This is a genomic window from Micromonospora sp. NPDC049060, assembly GCF_040649055.1.
GTDB classification, from domain to species: Bacteria; Actinomycetota; Actinomycetes; order Mycobacteriales; family Micromonosporaceae; genus Micromonospora; species Micromonospora reichwaldensis.
Window position 1 is genome coordinate 1 of record NZ_JBEZEV010000086.1, and the last position, 21,967, is coordinate 21,967.

The 21,967-nt window shown below is 75.3% G+C and carries 15 protein-coding genes; 10 read left to right on the forward strand and 5 right to left on the reverse strand.

Features of this window, described 5'->3' with window-relative positions; all coding sequences use genetic code 11:
* Positions 1-234 precede the first annotated feature (234 nt).
* The 9 genes from AB0B83_RS24560 to AB0B83_RS24600 all read left to right on the forward strand — a co-directional run bounded on the left by AB0B83_RS24560 (position 235) and on the right by AB0B83_RS24600 (position 11,448).
* Positions 235-684 (forward strand): SAV_6107 family HEPN domain-containing protein, encoded by a 450-nt coding sequence (locus AB0B83_RS24560; RefSeq protein ID WP_357580140.1) that lies wholly within the window; start codon positions 235-237, stop codon positions 682-684.
* Between the two features lie 87 nt (positions 685-771).
* Positions 772-1,569, forward strand: a complete 798-nt coding sequence (locus AB0B83_RS24565; protein ID WP_357580141.1) for a hypothetical protein — start codon at positions 772-774, stop codon at positions 1,567-1,569.
* Positions 1,566-3,128 carry a DNA polymerase Y family protein gene (locus AB0B83_RS24570; protein ID WP_357580142.1) on the forward strand — a complete coding sequence of 521 codons (1,563 nt, stop codon included), beginning with the start codon at positions 1,566-1,568 and terminating at the stop codon, positions 3,126-3,128. Before AB0B83_RS24565 ends, AB0B83_RS24570 begins: the two co-directional genes overlap by 4 nt.
* 933 nt (positions 3,129-4,061) lie before the next feature.
* A complete protein-coding gene (locus AB0B83_RS24575) occupies positions 4,062-7,352 on the forward strand; it encodes an error-prone DNA polymerase (protein ID WP_357580143.1) in 3,291 nt (1,096 codons plus the stop codon).
* 99 nt (positions 7,353-7,451) lie between these two features.
* Positions 7,452-7,625 carry a hypothetical protein gene (locus AB0B83_RS24580; protein WP_311411606.1) on the forward strand — a complete coding sequence of 58 codons (174 nt, stop codon included), beginning with the start codon at positions 7,452-7,454 and terminating at the stop codon, positions 7,623-7,625.
* A gap of 57 nt (positions 7,626-7,682) precedes the next feature.
* Positions 7,683-8,447, forward strand: coding sequence for a methyltransferase domain-containing protein (locus AB0B83_RS24585; RefSeq protein WP_357580144.1), 765 nt, complete (start codon positions 7,683-7,685; stop codon positions 8,445-8,447).
* On the forward strand, positions 8,444-9,625 hold the full coding sequence (locus tag AB0B83_RS24590; RefSeq protein WP_357580145.1) for a nucleotide pyrophosphatase/phosphodiesterase family protein: 1,182 nt from the start codon (positions 8,444-8,446) through the stop codon (positions 9,623-9,625). Before AB0B83_RS24585 ends, AB0B83_RS24590 begins: the two co-directional genes overlap by 4 nt.
* A 52-nt stretch (positions 9,626-9,677) precedes the next feature.
* The gene (locus AB0B83_RS24595) at positions 9,678-10,937 is read left to right on the forward strand and encodes a DNA polymerase IV (RefSeq protein ID WP_357580146.1); all 1,260 of its coding nucleotides are present in this window, start codon (positions 9,678-9,680) and stop codon (positions 10,935-10,937) included.
* A 115-nt stretch (positions 10,938-11,052) separates the two neighbouring features.
* Positions 11,053-11,448: a DUF3040 domain-containing protein gene (locus AB0B83_RS24600; RefSeq protein WP_132236265.1), complete on the forward strand. Its 396-nt coding sequence runs from the start codon at positions 11,053-11,055 to the stop codon at positions 11,446-11,448.
* A 277-nt stretch (positions 11,449-11,725) separates the two neighbouring features.
* Here the strand turns inward: AB0B83_RS24600 and AB0B83_RS24605 are convergent, their stop codons facing one another.
* Genes AB0B83_RS24605 through AB0B83_RS24615 form a run of 3 tightly spaced genes read right to left on the reverse strand, consistent with a single transcriptional unit; the run spans position 11,726 to position 16,560 of the window.
* A complete protein-coding gene (locus AB0B83_RS24605) occupies positions 11,726-14,188 on the reverse strand; it encodes a transglutaminaseTgpA domain-containing protein (protein WP_357580147.1) in 2,463 nt (820 codons plus the stop codon).
* 16 nt (positions 14,189-14,204) lie between these two features.
* On the reverse strand, positions 14,205-15,503 hold the full coding sequence (locus tag AB0B83_RS24610; protein WP_357580148.1) for a DUF58 domain-containing protein: 1,299 nt from the start codon (positions 15,501-15,503) through the stop codon (positions 14,205-14,207).
* A 1-nt stretch (position 15,504) separates the two neighbouring features.
* The gene (locus tag AB0B83_RS24615) at positions 15,505-16,560 is read right to left on the reverse strand and encodes a MoxR family ATPase (RefSeq protein WP_357580149.1); all 1,056 of its coding nucleotides are present in this window, start codon (positions 16,558-16,560) and stop codon (positions 15,505-15,507) included.
* 581 nt (positions 16,561-17,141) lie between these two features.
* Between AB0B83_RS24615 and leuS the strand changes: the two genes are divergently transcribed.
* On the forward strand, positions 17,142-19,976 hold the full coding sequence (leuS, locus tag AB0B83_RS24620; RefSeq protein WP_357580150.1) for a leucine--tRNA ligase: 2,835 nt from the start codon (positions 17,142-17,144) through the stop codon (positions 19,974-19,976).
* 114 nt (positions 19,977-20,090) lie between these two features.
* On the opposite strand, the gene AB0B83_RS24625 is transcribed toward leuS, so the two are convergent.
* The gene (locus AB0B83_RS24625) at positions 20,091-20,945 is read right to left on the reverse strand and encodes an ABC transporter permease subunit (RefSeq protein ID WP_357580151.1); all 855 of its coding nucleotides are present in this window, start codon (positions 20,943-20,945) and stop codon (positions 20,091-20,093) included.
* Positions 20,942-21,865, reverse strand: a complete 924-nt coding sequence (locus AB0B83_RS24630; protein WP_357580152.1) for an ABC transporter ATP-binding protein — start codon at positions 21,863-21,865, stop codon at positions 20,942-20,944. Before AB0B83_RS24630 ends, AB0B83_RS24625 begins: the two co-directional genes overlap by 4 nt.
* Between the last annotated feature and the right edge of the window lie 102 nt (positions 21,866-21,967).

Consider the following 21,967-nt stretch of genomic DNA (forward strand, 5'->3'; position numbering starts at 1 on the left):
GCCAACTCCCCGAGCGGCAACCATCCGGCGAAGGTGAGAAACGGATGGTTCGACGTCGCGTCAATCTGCTTACCCCCGCCGGTAACGCCGGCCGGGTGTGGTGTGGGGAAGCGTCCACACCCGGCCGGCCACCCCACCGGTGCGTCTTCCTCCGCACCACTCGACCCGGCGTCCCGCCGGCGGCCCAGGGCCGTCTCCGGGGCGTCGCCTCGGCCACGTGGAGGAGACAGTCCCATGCCGACCAACCCGGCTCAGGCACCGACGGTGCCGGCGCACGTGCTGCCGCACCGCACCCCCGCCCAGCTTCTCGCGGTGGCCCGGCGCGGGCTGGGCGAGGCCGCCCAGACCCGTCCCGACGGCCTCCGCTACGCCGCCGCCCACCTGGCCGCGCTCCGCGCGGCCGCGGCCGTGCTCGCCGCCCGGGCGCGTCCCGCCCCCACCCGACGCCACCGGGTGACCAGCGTCTGGATCCTGCTCTCCGGTGTCGCCCCCGAGCTCGACGAGTGGGCCCGGTTCTTCGCCCTCGGCGCCGGCAAACGGGCCGCCGCCGAGGCCGGCATCCCACGGGTCGTGACCGCCCGGGAGGCCGACGACCTGCTGCGCTCCGCCGAGCAGTTCGTCACGGTCGTGGAGGCCGCGCTCGGCGTGGCCCACCAACCGGCACTCGACGGCCTCGCGGCCTGACCCGGGCACCCGGCCAGCCGGCGACGACCGGGGGCCCGGCGCGGCACGCGCACGTCTGATCCGACAGCACGACGGGGGGTAGGTCCGATGGCGGGCCGGATGGTGGTCGGTTCCGCCGCACTGGCCGCTCTGGTGCGCCCGGCGAGCGCGCCGGACCCGGCGACCGGTCACCGACTGTTGCCGGTGGCCCCCGAGTTGACCGGGCTGCTGCCCAACCGGGGATTGCGACGGGGCAGCACGATCGCGGTCGCCACCGGCCAGCCCCGGCGGAGCGGCGGCACCTCGCTGGTCCTGGCGTTGCTCGCCGAGGCGTCCCGGGCCGGCTCGTGGTGCGCCGTGGTCGGGGTCCCGACGTTCGGGGCGGGCGCCGCCGCCGAGTTGGGCATCGCCCTGGACCGGCTCGCCCTGGTGCCCCACCCGGGCCCGGAGTGGGCCACCGTCATCGCCGCGCTGATCGACGGGGTGGACGTAGTGGTCGCCGCCGTGCCGACGACGGTCTCCGCCTCGGTCGCCAACCGGCTGGCCGCCCGGGCCCGGCAGCGCGGCAGCGTCCTCGTCCCGTACGGGCGGTGGGACGGCGCGGACGTGACCCTCCAGGTGGTCCGGGGCGCCTGGGAGGGGCTCGGGCAGGGGCGGGGCCGGCTGCGTCGCCGCGAGGTCACCGTCTCCGCGCGGGGCCGCGGGGCCGCCGCCCGCCCCAAGGAGATCAAGGTCTGGCTGCCCGGGGACGGGCTCACCCGGGTCATTCCCCGCTCCGCTCCCGCCGCCGTCTCCGTCACCGGCCGGTCGACCGCCGGCCGGCTCCACCAGGTCGGCCCGGCCGTCGCCTCCGGGCCCACCGCCCCGTCCCGTCGCACCGCGCTCACCCTGGTCGGTCCGACGTGACCGCCGCACCCGCGCGGACCCTGCTGCTCTGGTGCCCGGACTGGCCGGTGCTCGCGGCGGAGATCGTCGACGGAGTGCCGGCCACCGACGCGGTCGCCGTGCTGCACGCCAACCGGGTGGTCGCCTGCTCCGAGCGGGCCCGCGCCGAAGGGGTGCGCCGAGGGCTGCGCAAACGTGAGGCCCAGGGCCGATGCCCCCAGCTCACCGCCGTCGAGTACGACCCCGGACGGGACGCCCGGGCATTCGAACCGGTGGTCGCCGCCGTCGAGGAACTGGTCGCCGGCGTCGAGGTGGTACGCCCCGGCGCGTGCGCGGTGGCGGCCCGGGGGCCGAGCCGCCACCTCGGGGGTGAGGAGGCAGCCGCCGAGCGGATCGTCGAGCACGTCGCCCAGGCCTGCGCGGTGGAGAGCCAGGTCGGCATCGCCGACGGGGTCTTCGCCGCCGGGCTGGCCGCCCGCGACGGACGGGTCGTTCCGCCCGGCGGGACACCCGGGTTCCTCGCCGGCCTGCCGGTGGAGGCGCTCGGCCGCCCGGCCCTGGCCGACCTGCTGCGCCGGCTCGGCGTACGCACCCTGGGCGACTTCGCCGCGCTGCCCGCCGGCGACGTGCTGGCCCGGTTCGGCTTCGACGGTGCGTTGGCCCACCGGCTGGCGGCCGGGCGGGACCACCGTCCGCTCGCGGTCCGGCAACCCCCGGTCGACCTCGCGGTCACCGCCGACCACGACGAGCCGCTCGACCGGGTCGACGCGGCGGCCTTCGCCGCCCGGGTACTGGCCGAACGGCTGCATGACCGGCTCGCCGCGCACGGGCTGGCCTGCACCCGTCTCGGCATCGAGGCGGTCACCGCGCACGGCCAGGAACTCCACCGGGTCTGGCGGCACGACGGGCTGCTCACCGCCGCGGCCATCGCCGACCGGGTGCGCTGGCAGCTCGACGGCTGGCTGTCCGGCAGCACCGGCCGGGCCGGCGCCCGAGCGACCCGCCCGACGGCGGGCATCATCCGGCTGCGGCTGGTCCCGGACGGGGTGGTCGCGCAGGCCGGCCTGCAACCCGGCCTGTGGGGAGAGACCGGCGAGGAGCGGGAGCGGGCGCACCGGGCGTTGAGCCGGGTGCAGGGCATCCTCGGCCCTGAGGCGGTGGTCACCGCGGTGCTCGGCGGCGGGCGCTCGCCGGCCGACCAGGTGCGCCTGGTGCCGTGGGGCGACGAACGCCTTCCGGCCCGGCCCGTCCCGCCGCCGTGGCCGGGCCGCCTGCCGCCACCAGCGCCGGCCGTGGTGCTGCCCGACCCGCTCGCCGCGGTCGTGCACGACGCCGCCGGTGAACCGGTCGAGGTCAGCGCGCGGCTCCAGGTCAGCGCCGAGCCGGCCCGGCTGACCGTGGGCGCCGCCCGGCCGGTCGAGATCGTCGGCTGGGCCGGCCCCTGGCCGGTCGACGAGCGCTGGTGGGCGCCGTCCGAGGCCCGCCGCCGGGCCCGGTTCCAGGTCTGCCTCGCCGACGGTACGGCCCTGCTGCTCGCCGTCGAGGCCGGGCGGTGGCTGGTGGAGGCGATCTATGACTGAGCGCCCGACCGAGGTCCTCGACCGGCCCCCGCCCCGCCCCCGCCGCCCCGCTCGCCCCGCCGCCCTGCCGACGGCTCGGCTCGGCCGGGGTGGAGTCTTGCCGGCGGCTCGGTCTGCGCGGGGTGGAGCCCTGTCGGCGGCTCGGCTCGGCCGGGGTGGAGTCTTGCCGGCGGCTCGGTCTGCGCGGGGTGGAGCCCTGTCGACGGCTCGGCTCGGCCGGGGTGGAGTCTTGCCGGCGGCTCGGTCCGGGCGGGTTGAACTCCTGTCGGCGGCTCGGTCCGGCCGGTCCGATGCCCTGCCGGCGGGTCGGCTCGGCCGGCGTGAGGCTTCGCCAGCTGCCCCGCCGACGCTGTCGAGTTGCCCCGTTGACGGGACCGCCGGACGCAGGCTCTCGGATCTTGGTGAGTTTGGGCCCCTCCAGGGGCTCAAACTCACCAAGATCTCTCCGGCTGCCCGCCCGGAGGGGCGCTGATGAGCTTCCATAACCCGAAGCTGCCCTGGTCGGAGTTGGAGCGTGTGCTCTCCGGTCGGGAATCCGGCACCGGCCGATCGGGCACGGGCCGACCGAGTGCGGGCGGGACGGGCGCGGGTCGGCCGGGTGCGGGCGCGGGGGCCTCGGGCGAGGAGCGATCTGGTGTGGGCGCGGCTCGACCGGGTGCGGGCGGGACAGGCGTGGGCCGACCGGGCGTGGGCCGGCCGGGCGTGGGCGCGGAGGCGTCGGGCGAGGAGCGGTCTGGTGTGGGCGCGGGTCGGCCGGGCGTGGGCGCGGAGGCGACAGGCGAGGATCGGTCGAGTGCGGGTGCGGGTGCGGGCCGGCCGGAGGCGGGCCGGACGGGTTTGGGCCGAGCGGGTGCGGGGCGGTCGGGGGCGTCGGGCGAGGATCGGCCGGGTGCGGGTCGGTCGGGGGAGGGGCGGGCCGGGGAGGGCAGCCGGGTGCGCGACGAGCGGCACCTGCACGTGGTCGACCCGTTGGCCGTGGACGCCGACGGCGGCGACTCTCCCGCCTGGAGCCGCAGGCGGGAGCACTACCAGCCGCCCGAGGTGGCCCGCCCCGACGACGCGGTGCCGTACGCCGAGTTGCACGCGCACACCAACTTCAGCTTCCTCGACGGTGCCAGCCATCCGGAGGAACTGGCCGAGGAGGCGGCCCGGCTGGGCCTCACCGCGCTCGCCGTCACCGACCACGACGGCTTCTACGGGGTGGTGCGCTTCGCCGAGGCGGCCCGCGCGCTGCACCTGCCGACGATCTTCGGCGCCGAGCTCTCCCTGGAGCTGCCCGGCCCGCAGAACGGCGAGCCCGACCCGCTCGGGCGGCACCTGCTGCTGCTCGCCCACGGCCACGAGGGGTACGCCCGGCTCGCCGCGACCATCGCCCGCGCCCAACTGCGCGGCGGGGAGAAGGGCCGCCCGGTCTACGGCGACCTGGAGGAGATCGCCGAGCAGTTGCGCGACCACGTGCTGGTGCTCACCGGCTGCCGCAAGGGGCACGTGCCGTCGGCGCTGCTCACCGAGGGGGTGGACGCGGCGGCCCGCGAGCTGGACCGGCTGACCGCCCTGTTCGGCGCGGAGACGGTGGCGGTGGAGCTGACCGACCACGGGCACCCGGTGGACGCCGACCGCAACGACGCGCTCGCCGAGCTGGCGGCGGCGGCCGGCCTGCCCACGGTGGCCACCAACAACGTGCACTACGCCACCCCGGGCCGACGGCGGCTGGCCACCACCGTCGCGGCCGTCCGGGCCCGGCGCAGCCTGGACGAGATCGACGGCTGGCTGCCCGCCGCCGGCACCGCCCACCTGCGCGGCGGCGCCGAGATGGCGGCCCGGTTCGCCGCCTACCCGGGGGCGGTGGCGCGGGCCGCCGAGTTCGGCGCCGAGCTCGCCTTCGACCTCCAGCTCGTCGCGCCGCGGCTGCCGGCGTACCCGGTGCCGCCGGGGCACACCGAGATGAGCTGGCTGCGCCACCTGACCCGCGCCGGCGCCCGCGAGCGATACGGCCCGCCCGAGGCGCACCCGAGGGCGTACGCGCAGCTCGACCACGAGCTGAACATGATCGAGGAGCTGGGCTTCCCCGGCTACTTCCTGGTGGTCTACGACATCGTCACGTTCTGCCGCGAGCAGGACATCTACTGCCAGGGGCGGGGCTCGGCGGCCAACTCGGCGGTCTGCTACGCGCTGCGGATCACCAACGTGGATGCCGTCCGGCACCGGCTGCTCTTCGAGCGTTTCCTCGCCCCGGAGCGCGACGGCCCGCCCGACATCGACGTCGACATCGAGTCCGACCGCCGGGAGGAGGTGATCCAGCACGTCTACGCCCGGTACGGCCGGGAGCACGCCGCCCAGGTCGCCAACGTCATCTCCTACCGGCCCCGCTCGGCGGTGCGGGACGTGGCCAAGGCGTTCGGGTTCTCGCCCGGCCAGCAGGACGCCTGGAGCAAGCAGATCGACCGCTGGGGCTCCGTGGCCCCGGTCGACGTGGCGGACATCCCCGAGCAGGTGGTCGCGTACGCCAACGAGTTGCAGACGTTCCCCCGGCACCTGGGCATCCACTCCGGCGGCATGGTGATCTGCGACCGGCCGGTGATCGAGGTGTGTCCGGTGGAGTGGGGACGGATGCCGGGCCGCAGCGTGCTCCAGTGGGACAAGGACGACTGCGCCGCCGTCGGCCTGGTCAAGTTCGACCTGCTCGGGCTCGGCATGCTCTCCGCGCTGCACTACGGCTACGACATGATCGGGATGAGCCTGGACCTCGGGGACATGACGCTTGACGATCCCGAGGTCTACGACATGCTCTGCCGGGCCGACTCGGTCGGGGTGTTCCAGGTGGAGAGCCGCGCCCAGATGGCCACCCTGCCCCGGCTGAAGCCCCGCGAGTTCTACGACCTGGTGGTCGAGGTGGCGCTGATCCGGCCCGGCCCGATCCAGGGCGGCTCGGTGCACCCGTACATCCGGCGCAAGAACGGCCAGGAGCCGGTGACCTACCCGCACCCGCTGATGCGCAACGCGCTGGAGAAGACCCTCGGCGTGCCGCTGTTCCAGGAGCAGCTGATGCAGCTCGCGATCGACCTGGCGGGCTTCGACGCCGCTGGCGCCGACCAGCTGCGCCGGGCGATGGGCGCGAAGCGTTCCGCCGAGCGGATGGCCCGCATCGCCGACCGGCTCTACGCGGGCATGGCGGAGCGGGGCATCACCGGCGAGCTGGCCGACGACGTCTTCCACAAGCTCTCCGCGTTCGCCAGCTACGGCTTCCCGGAGAGCCACGCGATGAGCTTCGCCTACCTGGTCTACGCCAGCTCCTGGCTCAAGCGCTACCACCCGGGGCCGTTCCTGGCCGCGCTGCTCAACGCCCAGCCGATGGGCTTCTACTCGCCGCAGACGCTTGTCGACGACGCCCGCCGGCACGGGGTGGAGGTGCGCCGGCCGGACATCAACGCCAGCGGCGCCCTGGCGGTGCTGGAGTCCACCCCGCAGACCCGGTGGGGCAGCGCGCCGGGGGAGCCGCCGCACGCCTGGGGGCTGAACGGGCCCGCCGTCCGGCTCGGGCTCTCCGGCGTGCGTACCCTCGGCGACGGGGTGGCCGAGCGGATCGAGGCGGAGCGGGCGGCGCGTGGGCCGTACCGCGACATGCCGGACCTGGCCCGGCGCGTGGGTCTCACCGCCGCGCAGCTGGAGGCGCTGGCCACCGCGGACGCCTTCGCCTGTTTCGGGCTGTCCCGGCGGCAGGCCCTCTGGGCCGCCGGCGCGGCGGCCCAGGACCGGCCGGGCCGGCTGCCGGGCACGGTGACCGGCGCGACCGCGCCCACCCTGCCCGGGATGGAGGCGGTGGAACGGCTGGTCGCCGACGTCTGGGCGACCGGGTTGTCACCGGAGAGCCACCCGGCGAGCTTCATCCGCCCCCGGCTCGACGCGCTCGGCGCGGTGCCGATCGCCCGGCTCGGCGGGGTGGAACCGGGGCGGCGCATCCGGGTCGGCGGGATCGTCACCCACCGGCAACGGCCCGCGACCGCCGGCGGGGTCACCTTCCTCAACCTGGAGGACGAGACGGGGATGCTCAACGTCACCTGCTCCCCGGGCCTGTGGCAGCGCTACCGGCGGGTGGCCCGCACGAGCGCCGCGCTGGTGGTGCGGGGGCGGCTGCAACGGCACGAGGGAGTGATCAACCTCACCGCCGACCGGCTGGACGCCATCGAGCCCCCGGTCAGTCCGCCCTCGCGCGACTTCCGCTGACGGCAGTGATCCACATTACGGTTTTCCGGGCCGGATGGAGGGACACTCCAGCTCGCGTGGGCAGAGTGGCCCGCGCGAGCACGAGGGGGACGAACGATCATGGGAAACAACGACGGTAACGGTGGGGTGGCGAACTCCCGGCGGACCCGGCTCGGCGCCGGTTGGACCCCGAGCCACCACACGGAGCCGCGCGAGTACGAGATCGTCGAGGGCCCGGTGGCCAACGCCCTGCGGTCGCGGGCCGAGGACGACGCCGCTGCCGGCGAGTCCTGACCTCCCACCCGGAGCCGGCCGGGCCGCCACAGGTGCGGCGCGGTGCGGCTGGACCGGGTGACTAGGCTCGACCGGGTGGAGCAGACCCCAGGCCGGCTCGCCGGGCCGCCGCTGACCCCCCGTATCGCCGTGATCTGGTCGGTGCTGCGCGCCGAGCTGGAGCGCCGCGCCGGCACCGCGCTGACCGTGCTCGACGTCGGCGGCGGCACGGGCGGCTTCGCCGTGCCGCTGGCCCAGGCCGGGCACCGGGTCACCGTGGTCGACGCCAGTCCCGACGCGCTCGCCGCGCTGACCCGCCGGGCCGCGGAGGCCGGCGTGGCCGAGCGGGTCCGCGCGGTGCAGGGCGACGGCGACGCGCTCGCCGGCCTGGTCGAGCCGGGCAGCGCCGACCTGGTGCTCTGCCACGCCGTGCTGGAGGTCGTCGACGATCCGGCGGCGGTGGTGGCGGCGTTGGCCGCCGCGCTGCGGCCGGGCGGCGCCGCGAGCGTGCTCGTTGCCGGCCGGGCCGCCGCCGTGCTCAGCCGGGCCATGAACGGGCACCTGGACGTCGCCGCCGCGCTGGCCGCCGATCCGGCCGGGACCGCCGGCCCCCGGGACACCCTGCGCCGGCGCTACGACGCCGACGGCGCCGCCGCGCTGCTCACCGCCGCCGGGCTCGTGGTCGAGCAGATCCATGGCGTACGCGTGCTCGCCGACCTGCTCCCCGCCGCCGTCGCCGATGGCCAGCCGGCCGCCCTGGTCGAGTTGGAGCGGGCGCTCGCCGCGCGGGCGCCCTGGCGGGACCTCGCCGCCCAGCTGCACCTGTTCGCCCGCCGCCCGTGACCGACCCGCCCCGCCCGCCGCACCCGCCCGGGCCCACGCTGGAGATCGTCGGGCCGCGCTACGGCGACGCCAGCCTCGCCGACGTCCTGCCGTCCGCACTCGCCGTGCTCGACGTGCCCGGCGCCACCGACCTGCTCGGGCTGCGGGCCGCGCTGCCCGGGATACGCCGGATCGCGGTGCTGCTCGTCGACGGCCTCGGCTGGCACCAGATCCCGACCGCCGCCCCGTACGCGCCGACCCTGGTGGCGCTCGCCGCCACCGTCGGGCGGCAGCTGACCTCCGGCTTTCCGTCGACCACGCCGACCAGCCTGGTGACGCTGGGCACCGGCGCCGCCCCCGGCGCGCACGGCGTGCTCGGGTTCACGGTGCGGGTGCCGGGGACCGATCGGGTGCTCAACCACGTCGAGTGGGCGGCCGATCCGGCGCCGCTGCGCTGGCAGCCGGTGCGTACGCAGCTGGAACGGGCCCGCGCCGCCGGGGTCGCGGTGACGGTGGTGAGCCGGCCGGAGTTCGGCGGCAGCGGGCTGACGCTGGCCGCCAACCGCGGCGGCGACTACCGCGGCGCGCCCGGCGTCGACGCGCTCGCCGAACGGATGCTCGCCGCCCTGGCCGCCGGAGCGGGACCCACGCTGGTCTCCGGCTACCACCCCGACCTGGACCGGCACGGCCACCTGACGGGCGTGGACTCGGCACCCTGGCGGATCGCCGCGGCCGAGGTGGACCGGCTGCTGGCCCGGCTCGTCGACGGGCTGCCGCCCGACGCCGCGCTGCTGGTCACCGCCGATCACGGCCAGCTCGACGTGCCGGCCGAAGACCGCTTCGACCTGGACACCGACCCCCGGCTGCGCGCCGGGCTGGAGGTGGTCGCCGGGGAGCCCCGGGTCCGCTACCTGCACGTCGCCCCCGGTGCCGTGGACGATGTGGTGGCCGCCTGGTCGGCGGTGCTCGGCGACGCGGCCCGGGTGCGTACCCGCGACGAGGTGGTGGCCGCCGGCTGGTTCGGTCCGGTGGCGGAGGAACACCTGGCGCGCATCGGCGACGTGGTGGTGATCTGCAACGGCACGTACGCGGTGACCGCCTCCCGCTCCGAGCCGCCGGCGGTCTCCCGGCTGGTGGCGTACCACGGGGCGGACACGGCGGCCGAGATGACGATCCCGCTGCTGGTCGTACGCGGCTGACCGCGCCGGCCCGCCGGGCGGGGATGTCGCAGGTCCGGGCTAGCCTGCGGGGATGGGCCGCAGCCAGTCGTTGCCCCGGGGCGGCGATCCCCGGTTCGGGCCGGACGCCGACGACTCCGGCTGCCCGATCCTGCACGTCGACATGGACGCCTTCTTCGCCTCGGTCGAGGTCCGCCGCCGGCCGGAGCTGCGCGGTCGGCCCGTCGTGGTCGGCGGGACCGGCCCGCGCGGGGTGGTGAGCTCCGCCAGCTACGAGGCCCGGCGCTACGGCGTACGCAGCGCCATGCCCACCGCCCGGGCCCGGGCGCTCTGCCCGCACGCGGTCTACCTGCCGCCGGACTTCCCGCAGTACTCGGCGGCCTCCGCCGCGGTGATGCAGATCTTCCGGGACGTCACCCCCCTGGTCGAGCCGCTCTCCCTGGACGAGGCGTTCCTCGACGTGGCCGGCGCCCGGCGGCTCTTCGGCCCGCCGGCCGCCATCGCCCGGCGCATCCGCGAGCGGGTCGCGGGGGAGCAGAGGCTGAGCTGTTCCGTCGGCGTCGCGCCGAGCAAGTTCGTGGCCAAGCTCGGCTCGACCCGCGCCAAGCCCGATGGCCTGCTCGTCGTCCCGGCCACCCGGGTGCTCGACTTCCTGCACCCGCTGCCGGTGTCGGCGCTGTGGGGGGTGGGGGAGCGGTCCACCGAGACGCTGCGGCGGCTGGGCCTGGCCACGATCGGCGATCTCGCCGAGGCTCCGGTCGGCATGCTGCGCAAGGCGCTCGGCGAGGCGTCCGCCGCCCACCTGCACGAGCTGGCCTGGGGGCGCGACCCGCGCCGGGTCACCCCCGAGCAGGCGGAGAAGTCGATCGGCGCCGAGGTGACCTTCGACGTGGACGTCACCGACCCGCTGGAGATCCGCCGGGCGCTGCTCGCCCTCGCCGAGAAGGTCGGCATCCGGCTGCGCCGGGCCGGGCAGGTCGGGCGCACCGTGTCGCTCAAGGTGCGGCTGACCGATTTCCGCACCGTCAGCCGCTCCCGCACGGCGGGCGTGCCGACCGACGTCGCCAGGGAGATCTTCGACACCGTCTGGGCGCTCTACACCGCGCTCGACCCGGGTGAGCCCGTCCGTCTGGTCGGCGTACGGGTCGAAGGGCTCGCCGCCGCGCGGGAGACCCCGCGGCAGCTCACCCTCGGTGCGCCCGAGCGGGGCTGGCGGGAGGCGGAGGCCGCAGCCGACGCCGCCGCTGCCCGTTTCGGGCGGTCCGTCATAGGTCCGGCCAGTCTGCTCGGGGTCCGCGAGGGGCGACGAAATGAAAATCCACCCCGGCCGTAGGTCGTCCCGCTTTCCGACGCGCGAGGGCCCTCGTAGACTTGCGGGTAAGCAGCCGGTTGGCTGCCACGGTCTGTCGGCCCGACCGGGCCGACCAACGTGACCGGGGAGGAGTGCCGTGCCGCTCTCGGAGCACGAGCAGCGGCTGTTCGAGCAGATCGAGCGGTCGCTTGCCGAGGACCCCAAATTCGCCTCGGCCGTGCGCGCCAGCGATCCGCGCTTCCACGCGCGGCGTCGCCTGCTCGTCGCTGCCGGCGTGATCATCGCTGGGCTGGCCCTGTTGGTCTATGGCGCGGTGATCAAGCTTCCGCCGCTGGCAGTGGCGGGTTTCGTCGTCATGCTGGCCTCGGCCGCGTTCGCGGTGCAGTCGCACCGTCGGGGGCAGTCACCGGACCTGCACGTCGTGGGCGGGACGACGAGTCGTCGTCGCCCCCGCGGCCGGTCGGGTCGTCGGCCCTCGATCCTGGACCGGATGGAGGACCGGTGGCGGCAGCGCCCGGAGGGGCACCGCTGAGCCCGGCCCGCTCCTGAGGCGGGCCGCGCGACAAACAGTCGGCCGCCGGGACGCCCGGCGGCCACCGACGACTCCGCACGCCCCGGGGGCGTGCATCCTCCGCATCTCCCGATGTCCGGCATCCGGCCGGTGCCTCGTCGGCCCTTGAGCCCGGTCGGCCCCTGACGGCCGTGACGCCGGTTGGCCGGCCCTGACGGCCCGACGGCCGCGACGGCAGCCCCGCGAACGCGACGGGCCGGTGGGGGCGGGTGCCCCTACCGGCCCGTTCGTCCGTCGGTCAGCGGGCCATGCGGCCGGCCAGCAGGCGGCGCGGGCTCCAGCGCAGCAACCGGTGCCGGGCCCGACCGCCCGCCGCCACCAGCCGGGACGACGCCTCGGCCGTGCCCGTGCGCCAGCGCAGCAGCACCGACGGCGGCAGCACCGCCGCCACCAGGCGGGTACGCCGGTCGGTCTGTGCGGCGAGCGCGGCGCGTACGGTGCGCAGGGCCGGCAGGAGTTGCTCGCCGGTCAGCGGATCGCGGGCGTAGCGGGCGCGTTCCTCGGCGCGGCCGAGCAGGCGTACGGCCGTGGTCGCCCCCGCGTCGGCGGTGAGCGCCTCCCGGGACAGCCGGTCGGCGGTCGCCCGGGGGGTCTCCGTCCGGTCCACCCGGACCCGGTAGTCCACGAGCGTGTCCAGCAGTTCGTCCCAGGCGGCGTGTGCGTCCGCCCGCGCCCGCTCCGCGTCCGCCACCACCACCATGCGTCGCCCGTCGGTGGGCGCGTCGCCGGCGGCCCCGGGGCGCACCGCCGCCGCGGCCGGTTTCGCCGGGCCGCTGCGCCTGCGGCGCAGGGCCGTGCGGCGCAGCGCCGGCAGGGCGAGCAGAGCGAGCAGGGCCAGGACCGCCGCGGCGGCGTACCAGGGCCAGACCGGAGCCTGGTCGGTCGGGGCCGTGCCGTCGAGGGCCAGGCCGGAGTCGAAGTCCTCCTCGGGACCGTCCGGCCCCGTCGGGCCGGCCGACGGGTCGACGTCGCCGGGGGCACTCGTCGGGCCTGCGGTCGGCGTCTCCGCCTCCGGGGCGTCGATGTCCGGCGCCCACGCCGACCGGGTCGAGCCCTGCACGCCGTACGCCGGGGTGGGGTCGAAGGGCACCCAACCGACCTCGTTGAAGTAGACCTCCGTCCAGGCGTGCAGGTTCCGGTTGGTCAGCGTGTACGTGCCGTCGCCGGAGTTGCTGCCGTTGGCGAAGCCGAACGCCACCCGGGCCGGTACGCCGGCGGCCCGGACCAGCCACGTCATCGCGGCGGCGTACTGCTGGCAGAAGCCGACCTTGTTGTCGAGGAAGTCGACGATCTCCCGCCCGCTGGTGCCACCCTTGGTGCTGAGCGAGTAGGTGAAGCCGTTGTCCGCGGAGAAGTGGTCGTAGATCGCGCGGACCTTGTCGTACTCGGTGTCCTTGCCCCGTACCAGGGTGGAGACCAGCTCCTCGACCTCGGGCACCGGCGGCGGCGCGGGATGCAGGCGCCGTACGGCGTGGTCGGCCGGCAGCGGCGACGACCGGCGCAGGGCCGCCGGCGTGTAGGCCGAGCGCACGTACTCGAACGAGTAGCGCTTGTCGCGCGAGTTGTCCCGGTGGGAGAAGACCACCTGGAGGCTGGGGTCGTACGCCCAGTTGCCGTTGAGGCCCTCGGAGCGCACCGGTTCGGTGTAGACCGGCAGCAGCGGCATGTTGAGGGTCTTCGTCACCTCGACAGTGGCCTGGTACGTCCGCTGCTCGACGCCCCGCGCGGACGGCGCCGGCAGGTCGTCGACGGGCCGGCCCGTGGGGGTGCCCTCGCGGAAGCCGCTCGGCGTGAGCTTGTCGGCCACGCCGAAGCGCAGGTAGAAGGGGCGGGGCTCGTTCGTGGTGACCTTGACCAGGTCGGCGACCTCGGACTGGTTGAGCTGCCCGCTCAACGCCGCGAACAGGTCGATCCGGCCGGTGCCGCCCTGCCCGGGGCGCCCGTTGCCGTTGCCGTTGCCCGAACCGCCAAGCGTGTCCAGCAGCCCGCCCGTCATCCCCGGCACGGCCAGCGGCAGCACCACGGCCAGTGCCACCCCCACCACCGCCAGCCGCCGGCCGGCGGCGGCCAGCGGCGAGGCCTCCCAGACGTCGACGTCCCGCCCGTCGCCGGTGAACCGCCGGCCGAACCGGCGGACCCGGTCGACGTTGTCGGTCACCAGCAGCCAGAGGAACCCGGCGGCGCCGACGACGAACGGCACCGCCGGGACGCTGTCCACGTAGACCGCGACGGGCACCGAGTAGATCGCCAGCATCGGCAGGCCGGCCAGCGCCGGCCGGCGCAGCCCGACGGTGAGCACGTCGACCACCACGGCCACCCCGCCGATCCCGAGCACCGTGACGAACAGCAGCGGGTCGGTGTCGGGGACCTTGACGCCGTACGAGCGCATGTCCTCCAGCGAGCCGTCGAGCAGCTCGCCGAAGTGCGTGAAGGTCGACGGGGTGGGCACGATGCCCAGCAGTTCGGTGCCGCCGGGGAAGAGCCAGGTCAGGGCCAGCGTCAGGCCGGCCAGCATGCCCAGCGCCTGGCCCCAGAGCGGAACCCGCGCCAGCCGGGCGAGTGCGGCCACGGCGGCGACCACGGCCACCGCGATCGTCGCCTGGATCAGCCACGTCCAGCGTTCGAAGATGGCCGACAGCGGCGCGGCGGCGAGCAGTGTCGCCGCGGCGGCCACGAAGCCCAGGTTCCGGTGGGCGATCATGAGGGGACCCTTCCGTTCATCGCATGCCCCCGGCCACCGTCTCGGCCATGGCCGCCCGCAGCGCGAAGCCCTGCGAGCCGCGGGCCGCCTGCGGCCACAGCGCGGGCAACTGCGTGCCGTGGTCGACGCCGATGACCCGCCAGCCGCTCTGCAACATGGCCAGCGCGGCGGCGCCGTGGGCGTGGTCGGCCTCGGCCCGGGCCTTGGCGGGCAGGTTGAGCCAGGTGGAGCTGTCGAGCAGGAAACCGACGCAGGTGGCGCCGTTGCCCCGCAGCCCGGCCAGCAGTTCGGCCTCGGCCGTGCTCACCGAGCCGAAGAGGCCGATGATCAGGCCGCCGTCCGACCGTTGCCGGACCCGCTGCACCAGCGTGGTCAACTCGCCGTTCTTGTCGAGCCGGACCTCGGCGAGGTGGTCGAGGAGCACCCCGTCGCCGGCCGCCTCGGACGCGTCCACGTCCGCGCCGGACCCGGTGACCAGGCGCAGCTTGTAGCCGGCCTGCCGCAGGTGCACCGCGATGCTGGCCGCGGCGGAGACCGCCCACTCGAAGGAGGCCGTGGGCCCGTCGCCGCGGTGGCCGTACGCGCGGGTGTCCAGCACGACGGTGGCCCGGCTCTCCCAGGGCTGCTCCTCCCGGCGCACCATCAGCTCGCCCGTGCGCGCGGTCGACTTCCAGTGCACCCGGCGCAGGTCGTCGCCCATCCGGTACTCCCGGGTGGCGGCGTCGTCCTCGCCGTGCACCGCCACCGAGCGGGCCCGGCTGTCGCCGCTGCCCGCGTACTCGCCGGGCAGGCGCACCGAGGGCAGCGGCGTGACCTGCGGGATGACGGTCAGATGATCGGTGCTCGGGAAGGCGCGGCTCAGCTCGCACAACCCGAACGGGTCCGTCATCCGGACCACCAGCGGGCCCACCTCGTAGCGACCGCGCACGTCGGCGCGCACCGTGTAGGCCACCGAGCTGGCCTGGTGGGCGCCGAGCCGCTCCAGCACCACCCGGGGCCGGCTGCCCAGCGCGTACGGCAGCCGGTCCTCCAGCAGCAGGGTGCCGGTGGGCAGGCGGGACATGTTCTGCAACCGCAGCACCACCCGGGAGCTGGCCCCGACGGGCACCCGGTGCGGGTCCAGCGACCGGTTGCAGGCCAGCTTGTAGCGGCTGCGCCCGACGTAGGCCGCGGCGAGCAGCGGCAGGACGGCCAGCAGCACGGCCACCCGGAGCAGGTCCTTCTCGCCGAGGATGCCGGCCGAGACCGCCGCCGCGACCGCGGCCGCCACGAACGAACGGCCGCGGGTGGTCAGCCCGCGCAGCCCGTCGCGCACGTCACCGCCTCCGCGGCTCGTACGTGGCTCGGCCGTTGCCCTCGCCCGTGGGGCGGGTGTCGTACGGGGAGCGCCCGCGGTCGTGCGGCAGCGGCAGCCGGTGCACCAGCTCGGAGACGATCGCGTCGGTCGTGCGCCGGGCGAGCTGGGCGTCGGCGGTGGGGATGATCCGGTGCGCGAGCACGGGCACGGCCAGCACCTGGAGGTCGTCGGGCAGGACGTAGTCGCGCCCCTCGAGGGCGGCCACCGCGCGGGCGGTGCGCAGGAGCTGGAGGGTCGCCCGCGGGGAGGCGCCCAGCCGCAGGTCGGCGGCCTCGCGGGTGGCGGTGACCAGGTCGATCGCGTACTGCTTCACGGCGTCGGCGACGTGCACCTGCCGGACGTGGCCGATCAGCTGCCGCACGGTGTTGGCGTCGGCGACCGGACGCAGCTCGTCAAGCGGGTCCGTCGCGCCGTGTCCGTCGAGCATCGCCAGCTCGGCGCTCGGGTCCGGGTAGCCCATCGCGATGCGGGCGGTGAACCGGTCGCGCTGCGCCTCGGGGAGGGGATAGGTGCCCTCCATCTCGATCGGGTTCTGGGTCGCGACGACCATGAACGGCGTCTGGAGGTGGTAGGTGACACCGTCGACGGTGACCTGGCGCTCCTCCATGCACTCCAGCAGCGCCGACTGCGTCTTCGGCGAGGCGCGGTTGATCTCGTCGCCGACGACCAGGTTGGCGAAGACCGCACCGGGGCGGAACTCGAAGTCGTGCGTCTCCTGGTTGTAGACGCTGACCCCCGTGACGTCGCTGGGCAGCAGGTCGGGGGTGAACTGGATGCGACGCACGGAGCAGTCGATCGAACGGGCCATGGCCTTGGCGAGCTTGGTCTTGCCGACCCCGGGCACGTCCTCGATGAGCAGGTGGCCCTCGGCGAGCAGGACGGCCAGGGCGAGCCGCACGGTGGCGGTCTTGCCCTCGATGACCTGCTCGATGTTCGACACGATGGCTTCGCTGGCGGCGCGGAACTCGTCGTGCGGCAACACGCCGCCCACCTCGTCCCAGGTCTGTTGTGTCACGGGCCTCCTCCTCGTCGCCGGACGGCAGCTCTGAATAGAGCACCTGGACCCGCCGTAGGGTTCGCGACGCCGAGCCTCGTCTGCCGCAGAAATCTCACTGGTCTCTCAGGCTAACCATGTTTGTCGCCGTCGCCGACCCCCGCAGGTAGACGGTCGGTTACGCACCGAACATTCGCCGGGTCGGGGGAACGGACCGTCGCTCTCGGTGCCGGCGATGATCACCAAGGGGTGCCGCGACGCGTACGGCCGGGGTCGCCGTCCCGACCCGTGGCGGCGGGCGACGTGCGGGACCGGACGGCGGGGTACACTCCCGGGCATGGCCGGATTCTTCCTGCTTCTTACCGGGCCGTGCTGATGCGCTGACGCGCGACAGCACGGCGGCCCCTCCTGCGCGAGGGGCTTTTTTGTGCCCTCCGCCGGACGCCCCGGCGAACGGCACCCGGCACCGGCGCCGGCCCTCGGGCGGCGCGGCGCCGGCGGCGGACAGACCCGAGCCAGACCGACATGACCGCGCCGAGCGAGGTCAGCACCCAGCCCGGCCGTGGCGTGGCCGGCGGCGACGAGCGAAGCGAGGAGACGCCATGAGTGAGGCAGCACCGGCCGACATTCCCCCGTTCCGGTACACCGCGGCCCTGGCCGAGGAGATCGAACAGCGCTGGCAGGACGCCTGGGCGCGGGAGGGGACGTTCCACGCCCCGAACCTGACCGGCCCGCTGGCCGACCCCGGTCACCCGCGCGCCGGGGCGGAGAAGCTGTACGTCCTGGACATGTTCCCGTACCCGTCGGGCGCGGGCCTGCACGTCGGCCACCCCCTGGGCTACATCGGCACCGACTGCTTCGCCCGCTACCAGCGGATGGCGGGGCGCAACGTGCTGCACGCCATGGGCTTCGACGCGTTCGGCCTGCCCGCAGAGCAGTACGCGGTGCAGACCGGCACCCACCCGCGGACCACGACCGTGGCCAACATCGAGCGCTACAAGGCGCAGCTGCGCCGGCTGGGCCTGGCCCACGACGAGCGCCGCTCGGTGGCCACCATCGACACCGACTTCTACCGCTGGACGCAGTGGATCTTCCTGCAGGTCTTCAACTCCTGGTATGACACCGGGGCGAAGCGGGCCCGCCCGATCGCTGAGCTGATCGCCGAGTTCGAGGGCGGCAACCGGCCCACGCCCGACGGAAGGCCGTGGGCGGAGCTGTCCGTCGCCGAGCGCCGGGGGATCGTCGACGATCACCGGCTGGCGTACGTCTCGCAGGCGCCGGTCAACTGGTGCCCGGGGCTGGGCACCGTGCTGGCCAACGAGGAGGTCACCGCCGACGGCCGCTCCGAGCGCGGCAACTTCCCGGTCTTCAAGCGCAACCTGAAGCAGTGGATGATGCGGATCACCGCGTACGGCGACCGGCTGCTGGACGACCTGGACACGCTGGACTGGCCCGAGCCGATCAAGCTGATGCAGCGCAACTGGATCGGCCGCTCCACGGGCGCGCACATCGACTTCCCGACCGCCGTCGCGCCGATCCGGGTGTTCACCACCCGGCCGGACACCGTCTTCGGCGCCACCTACATGGTGCTGGCCCCCGAGCACGAGCTGGTCGACGCGCTGGCGCCGGCGGCCTGGCCCGAGGGGACGAAGGACGCGTGGACCGGCGGGCACGCCAACCCGCGCGCGGCCGTGGAGGCGTACCGCAAGGCGGCGGCGGCCAAGACCGACGTCGAGCGGCAGGCCGACACGAAGGAGAAGACCGGCGTCTTCGTCGGGGCGTACGCCACCAACCCGGTCACCGGTGGGCAGGTCCCGGTCTTCGTCGCCGACTACGTGCTGGCCGGCTACGGCACCGGTGCGATCATGGCGGTGCCCGGCCAGGACGAGCGGGACTGGGCGTTCGCCGAGGTCTTCGACCTGCCGATCGTGCGTACCGTGCAGCCGGCGGAGGGCTTCGACGGCAAGGCGTACACCGGGGACGGCCCGGCGGTCAACAGCGCCGCGCCCGAGCGCGGCCTGGACCTGAACGGCCTGGGGGTGGCCGAGGCGAAGGCCCGGATCATCGAGTGGCTGGAGGCCAACGGCCACGGCACCGGCGCGGTGACCTACCGGCTGCGCGACTGGCTGTTCTCCCGGCAGCGTTACTGGGGCGAGCCGTTCCCCATCGTGTACGACGAGACCGGCGCGGCCATCGCCCTGCCGGAGGAGATGCTGCCGGTCGAGCTGCCCGAGGTGGACGACTTCTCGCCGCGCACGTTCGACCCGGAGGACGCCGGCAGCAACCCGGAGACCCCGCTGTCGCGCCGGCGCGACTGGGTCGAGGTGGAGCTGGATCTGGGCGACGGCCCGAAGCGCTACACCCGCGAGACCAACGTGATGCCGCAGTGGGCCGGCTCGTGCTGGTACGAGCTGCGCTACCTGGACCCGACGAACTCCGAGCGCTTCGTCGACGCGGAGAACGAGGCGTACTGGATGGGGCCGCGCGGCGAGGGCGACTGCGGTGGCACCGACCTGTACGTCGGCGGCGCCGAGCACGCCGTGCTGCACCTGCTGTACGCGCGGTTCTGGCACAAGGTGCTGTACGACCTGGGGCACGTCTCGTCGTACGAGCCGTTCCGCAAGCTGTTCAACCAGGGCTACATCCAGGCGTACGCGTACACCGACGCCCGGGGCGCCTACGTGCCGGCCGAGGAGGTCACCGAGCGCGACGGCGGCTTCTACCTGGGCGACACCCAGGTCAACCGCGAGTACGGCAAGATGGGCAAGTCCCTGAAGAACGTGGTCACGCCGGACGAGATGTGCGCCGCGTATGGGGCGGACACGTTCCGCGTCTACGAGATGTCGATGGGCCCGCTGGAGGTGTCCCGTCCGTGGGAGACCCGGGCGGTCGTCGGGTCGTACCGGTTCCTGCAGCGGGTCTGGCGGGCGGTCGTCGACGAGCAGACCGGCGCGCTGCGGGTCACCGACGCGCCCGCCGACGAGGCGACCCGGCGGCTGCTGCACAAGGTGGTCGACGGGGTCCGCGGCGACATGGAGGCGATCCGGTTCAACACCGCGATCGCCAAGCTGATCGAGCTGACCAACGGGCTGACCCGGCTGACGGAGACCCCGCGCGAGGTGGCCGAGCCGCTGGTGCTGATGCTGGCGCCGTTCGCCCCGCACGTCGCCGAGGAGCTGTGGCGCCGGCTGGGGCACGACACCTCCCTGACGTACGCGGACTTCCCGACCGCCGACCCGGCGCTGCTGGTGGCCGAGACGGTGACCTACCCGGTGCAGATCAACGGCAAGGTGCGGGGCCGCGTCGAGGTCCCCGCCGACGCGTCCGAGGAGACCGTCCGCGCGGCGGCCCTGGAGGCGGTCGCGTCCTCGCTGGCCGGCAAGGAACCCCGCAAGGTCATCGTCATCAAGGGCCGCATGGTCTCCGTGGTGGCCTGACCCGCGCCGTGCGCCGTGCGCCGTCGATCATGCAGTTGTGGTGGGGGACAAGGCCCCCGGGCCGGGATGAGCCGGGCACCACGACTGCATGATCGACGCGCCGGGTGGGGTGGGTCAGGGGTCGCGGCGGTGGGTCAGGGTGATCGCCGCCAGGGTCGCGGCCGCGGACCAGGCGGCCAGGGTCAGCCAGGAGCCGGTGACGGTGGCCGGGTACGGGTCCAGGTTGACGACGTCGGGATGCACCTCGATCAGTCGTAGCCAGGCGGTCAGGGGCAGGGCGTTGTACGCCTCGGCGATCCACCGGTGCTCGTCGCTGTCCACCGCCATCGGCACCAGCACGAGCACCGCAGTCGCGGCGGCCACCGCACCGGCGGCGTGCCGGGTGAGCGCGCCCAGACCCAGCCCGACCAGCGCGCACACGGGCACGAGAACGGCGCTCGCCACGACCGCGCGCAGCACCCCCGGCTCGCCGATCGACCAGCCGGCGTCCCGGTCGGCGAGGATCGCCTGGGACACCCAGAACGACGTCGCCGCGGTGACCGTGCCGAGGACGAGCATGACCCCGGCCAGCACGGCGGCCTTCGCCGCGACCAGCGCGCGGCGGGCGGGGACGGCGGCGAACGTGGCCCGGATCAGCCCGCTCTGGTGCTCGCCGACGATGGTCAGGGCGCCGATGGTGGCCGAGGCGAGGATCAGCACCAGGTAGCCGACCTCGGGGAAGGCGTCGCGCACCGGCCCGTACATGCGGAACATCTCCCGGCGCTCCTGCGGGTACGTCGGCCAGTTCCGGTGGTCGGCGAGGCTGGCGTTGACGCTGACCCCGACCACGAACAGGAAGACCAGCGGCAGCGTCCAGCGGGTCGAGCGCAGCGACCACAGCTTGATCCACTCGGCGGCCAGCAGGTCGCGGAACCGGGCCGGCGCCCCGGTCACGGTCGGCCGGCGGGTCGGCCGGGTCACGGCGGTCATCGGGTCCCCTCCCCGGCGAGATACTCGACGCTGTCGGCGGTGAGTGCCATGAAGGCCTCCTCCAGCGAGGCGGTACGGGCGGTCAGTTCGTGCAGCCCGACGCCGTGGGCGAGCGCGAGGTCGCCGATCCGCGCGGCCGTCAGGCCGGTCACGACGAGCGCCCCGGCGTCGTCGGGGCGGACGTGCGCGCCCTCGGCCGTGAGCACGGCGGACAGGGTGGCCGGGTCGGGCGTACGGACGGTCACGTCGGCCCGGGTGCTCCCGGCGGCGAACTCGGCGAGGCCCTGCTCGGCGATGAGCCGGCCCCGGCCGATCACCACGAGTCGGTCGACGCAGTTCTGCATCTCGCTCATCAGGTGGCTGGAGACGAAGACCGTGCGCCCCTCGGCCGCCAGCCGCCGGAACAGGTCCCGTACCCAGCGCACCCCCTCCGGGTCGAGACCGTTGAACGGCTCGTCGAAGAGCAGTACGGGCGGGTCCCCGAGCAGCGCGGCGGCGATCCCGAGCCGCTGCCGCATGCCGAGCGAGAAACCGCCGATGCGCCGCCGGGCGACGGCCGACAGCCCCACCTCCCGCAGCACCTCGTCGACCCGGGTGCGCGCTATGCCGTTGCTGCGGGCCAGGGCCGACAGGTGCGCGACGGCGCTGCGCCCGCCGTGCACGTCCCCGGCGTCGAGCAACGCGCCGGCGTGGCGCAGCCCGCGCGGCCGGTCGGCGAAGCGGACCCCGTCCACCGTGACGGTGCCACTGGTGGGCGCGGTGAGCCCGATGATCATCCGCAGCGTGGTGGACTTGCCGGCCCCGTTGGGGCCCAGGAACCCGGTCACGTGGCCGGGGCGCACGGTCAGGGTGAGGTCGTCGACGGCCGTCGTGCGGCCGTACCGTCTCGTCAGGGCGTTGAGTTCGATCACTCCACCCACGCTGCCGGGCGGCGGGCGGCGGGGCGTCGCCCCGGCGGCCACACCCGGCGGCCGGACACCCGCCCCGGGGCGTACGCCCGTGGGCCGATGCGCGGGCGGCGA